The sequence below is a fragment of the Inquilinus sp. genome, from assembly GCF_057815775.1.
The window spans coordinates 1-3,884 of the sequence record NZ_JBYRFX010000405.1; the positions used below are offsets into that span (position 1 = coordinate 1).

Consider the following 3,884-nt stretch of genomic DNA (forward strand, 5'->3'; position numbering starts at 1 on the left):
ATACGGGCGATCCGAGTGGCGGACAGCGACCGTGACTCTGCCGGTCGAAGCTCCGGTGGCGTGGCACGGGCAATCTGGCCGTGCAAGGGCCCAAGGGCGGGCATCCTGCCGCGTCCCGCCCGGGAAGGCGAGCGCTAAATCAGTGCGCCCGCCACTTTCCAGCCCGGTCCGCCGGCTCAGCTGGTCAGCAGGTTCACCCGTCCGGCGATGGGTTCGGCGCCGGCGATCTTCGCGATGATGTCGCCCGGCCGCACCAGCCGGTGCAGGCATTGCGACCACAGCTCGCCGTCGCCCCCGGCATGGACAGGGGTGCGCGCCCGGGCCGGATCGGCGGTCGGGTCGGTGATGTCGGCCACATGGTCGCCGCGCTTCAGCCTGGCGCCCAGCGGCTGGACGTAGGTGACGATGCCGGCGACCGGCGCGCGCAGCATCTCGTTGCCGGCCAGCGGCGTCGCCTCGCACCGTGCGGCCGGCAGCGGCCCCGCGTCGCCGGCCAGCAACGTGCGGCGCCGCAGGAAGCGGATCAGCGCATCGGCATCGACCTCGGCCATGCCGTCCTCGACATCGGCCTGGCCGCGCAGCTCGATCGTCGACGCCAGGCAGGCCGGCGGCAGCGGCCGTTCGCCGCCGAGCAGCCGGTTGATCACCCACCAGGGGGCCGAATTCGCCTCGTCGAACGGGTTGTCGCCCGAATCCTCGGCCAGCAGCACGACCTCCGCCCCGACCTCGCGGGCCAGATCCTCGGCGTCGGGCCACAGCGCGGTGCCGAGATAGACATGCATCGGCGCCCGGTTGTCGCAATGCAGGTCGAGCACGATGTCGGCGTCGATCGACAGGCCCAGCAGCAGCTTGCGCAGGGCGCCGACCTCGTCGGCCGGCTCCTGCTCCGCCAGCGCGGCCAGCAGCGCCGCGCGCACCAGCGCCACATTGTGGGCCGGGTCGTCGGTCAGCCGGTCGGCGACCCGCGGCGCCACGATCGGCGCCAGGTCGGCATAGTGGCGGTTGAAGTTGCCGCGCCCGTCCAGGGCGAAGCGGCCGATATGGCCTTCCAGCACCGATTGCGCCAGCCCGATCGGATTGGCGCTGGGCACCACGATGATCTCGCCCTGGATCTCCCCGGCCGCGTCGAGCGCGTCGAGGCGCTGCAGCAGGTGATGGGCGACCAGCATGCCCGGCAATTCATCGGCATGCAGCCCGGCCTGGATATAGGCCTTGGGCCGGGCGCCCGGCCGGCCGTAGCGGTGCACGGTGACGCTGCGCTGGGTGCCCGGCGCGGGGGAGGGCAGCGGGATCTGGCTGGTCGTCCTGGTCATGGCGGCACTCTGATGAAGGGCGCGGCACCCTAACGCGCACGGGTGGGACGGTCATCTGCGATTGCCACGAAAGGTTGACCAATTTTCGGTCAATGGTCGTTTTGGTGATTAAAAAATAGACACGTATGACGAATTCACGGGCCGGACTACCCCGTTTCGGCAGCGGCGGCAAAACCGGCACGCGGCTTGCTTAACCGGGAGTGAAGAGGCGGTTCAGGCCGGTGCCGACAGGGCGGCTGCCGACCGTCGGCCGGGAAGATGAAGGCTGGAGACAACTCAATGAAGCGGACGTTTTGGGGATTGGGGGGCCTGGTCGCCGCCCTGCTGACGGGGCTGCCGGCCTGGGCACAGGATGCGGCAGCGGCGGCGCCGGCGACACCGACGTTGAATTCGGGCGACACCGCCTGGATGATGACCTCGAGCGCGCTGGTCCTGATGATGACCATCCCGGGTCTGGCGCTGTTCTACGGCGGCATGGTGCGCAAGGCCAATGTCCTGGCCATGCTGATGCAGTGCTTCGCCATCACCTGCCTGGTCAGCATCATCTGGATGGTGCTGGGCTACAGCCTGGCCTTCCAGCCCGGCGGCGCCTATGTCGGCGACCTGTCGCGCGCTTTCCTGAAGGGCCTGGACGTCGGCGCGCTCAGCGGGACCATCCCCGAGAGCGTGTTCATGATGTTCCAGATGACCTTCGCGATCATCACCCCGGCGCTGATCGTCGGCGCCTTCGCCGACCGGATGAAGTTCTCGTCGCTGCTGGTGTTCGTCACCCTGTGGTCGATCATCGTCTATTCGCCGATCGCGCATTGGGTCTGGCAGTCGAATGGCTGGCTGTTCTCGAAGGGCATCCTCGATTTCGCCGGCGGCACCGTGGTCCACATCAACGCGGGCATCGCCGGCCTGGTCGCCTGCATCTTCATCGGCAAGCGGCATGGCTTCGGCACCGGCGCGGCGCATGCCTTCGCCCCGCACAATCTCATTCTCTCGGTGATCGGCGCCTCGCTGCTGTGGGTGGGCTGGTTCGGCTTCAACGCCGGTTCGGCGCTGACGGCCGGGGGCGGGGCCGGCATGGCCTTTGCCGCGACCCACATCGCCACCGCCGCGGCGGCGCTGGCCTGGATGTTCGTGGAGTGGAGCGCCAAGGGCAAGCCGAGCGTGCTCGGCATCATCTCGGGCGCCGTGGCCGGCCTGGTGGCCATCACCCCGGCCTCCGGCTTCGTCAACCCGATGGGCGCACTGGCGATCGGCATCGTCGCCGGCATCATCTGCTACTTCTCCGCCACCGCAGTGAAGCGGGCGCTCGGCTATGACGACTCGCTCGACGTGTTCGGCGTGCACTGCGTCGGCGGCATCGTCGGCGCCATCCTGACCGGTGTCTTCGCCGACCCGGCGATCAACTCGGCGGGCACGGGCCTGCTGTACGGCAACCCCGGCCAGGTCTGGATCCAGGTCGAAGGCGTCCTGGCGACGCTGATCTGGAGCGGCGGGATCACCCTGGTGCTGCTGTTCCTGATCAAGGCGGTCATGGGCATCCGGGTTTCGGAAGAGGCGGAGCGCGACGGCCTCGACCTCGCCCTGCATGGCGAGGCGGTGCAATAACCTCCGCAGTATCGGCGGCCAGACTTGGGGGCGTCCTTCGGGACGCCCCTTTTTTGTGCGCCTGGCCGCCGGTTCGTGCCGTCAGGCCGATCGCGGCGGCACGTTCGCGAGCAGCGGGCCGAGGCCCTCGGCGACGGTCAGATGCGCGATCACGGCGTCGCGCAGCGTGGGATAGGGCAGGTTCGCCAGCATCGCCGTCTGCATCGCGGCCATGACCTCGCCGGCCTCCGAGCCGATGATGGTGAAGCCGAGGACGCGATCGTCGTCGGCGCCGATGAGAACCTTCATGAAGCCCTCGGTCTCGTCCGTCGCCTCGGTCCGCAGCACGGCGCGCATCGGCAGCCGGGCGACGCGCACGGCAATGCCCTGCTGCTGCGCCTCGCGTTCGCTCAGGCCGACCCGGGCCAAAGGCGGGTCGGTGAACACGCAATAGGGCACCAGCCGGTCGAGCGTGCTGCGCTGCCCGCCGGCGAGGTTGTCCCGGATGATGCGGAAATCATCGACCGAGGCATGGGTGAATTGCGGGCTGCCGGCGCATTCGCCCATCGCCCAGGTGCCGGGGGCGGTGGTCTCCAGCCGGTCGTTGACCTTGACATAGCCACGGCCGTCCAGCTCGACCCCGACGTTTTCGAGACCGATCCCGGCGGTGTTGGGAATGCGCCCCGCCGCGACCAGGATGTCGCTGCCCTCGACAATCTGTTCGCCGGCTGCCGTGCGCACGACCACGGCGACGCTGTTGCCCGACCGGCCGGTGACCGCAAGGGGCTGCGCCGCCACCAGGAAGCGGATGCCTTCCTCGCCGAGGATCCGGTGCATCTCGGCCGCGACATCCGGGTCCTCCCGGCTCATCAGCTGGGCGCCGGTCTCGATCACCGTCACCGCGCTGCCGAAGCGGCGATAGGCCTGCGCCATCTCCAGCCCGACATAGCCGCCGCCGAGCACGATCAGGTGGGCGGGCAGGCGGTCGAGCTC

General features: G+C 69.5%; 3 protein-coding genes. 1 reads left to right on the forward strand and 2 read right to left on the reverse strand.

What is annotated here, in order from left to right:
• Window positions 1-176: 176 nt before the first annotated feature.
• The gene (locus AC3XYG_RS14485) at window positions 177-1,313 is read right to left on the reverse strand and encodes a succinylglutamate desuccinylase/aspartoacylase family protein (protein WP_489140544.1); all 1,137 of its coding nucleotides are present in this window, start codon (window positions 1,311-1,313) and stop codon (window positions 177-179) included.
• 279 nt (window positions 1,314-1,592) lie between these two features.
• Here AC3XYG_RS14485 and AC3XYG_RS14490 point away from each other — a divergent pair, with 279 nt between their 5' ends.
• The gene (locus AC3XYG_RS14490; RefSeq protein WP_489140545.1) at window positions 1,593-2,912 is read left to right on the forward strand and encodes an ammonium transporter; all 1,320 of its coding nucleotides are present in this window, start codon (window positions 1,593-1,595) and stop codon (window positions 2,910-2,912) included.
• An 81-nt stretch (window positions 2,913-2,993) separates the two neighbouring features.
• Here the strand turns inward: AC3XYG_RS14490 and AC3XYG_RS14495 are convergent.
• A partial coding sequence (locus AC3XYG_RS14495) for an FAD-dependent oxidoreductase (protein ID WP_489140546.1) occupies window positions 2,994-3,884 on the reverse strand: 891 nt, incomplete at its 5' end.

Coding starts and splice junctions, on each gene's coding strand:
- AC3XYG_RS14490 (WP_489140545.1), top strand. CDS start 1,593: ATGAAGCGGACGTTTTGGGGATTGGGGGGCCTGGTCGCCGCCCTGCTG.
- AC3XYG_RS14485 (WP_489140544.1), bottom strand. CDS start 1,313: ATGACCAGGACGACCAGCCAGATCCCGCTGCCCTCCCCCGCGCCGGGC.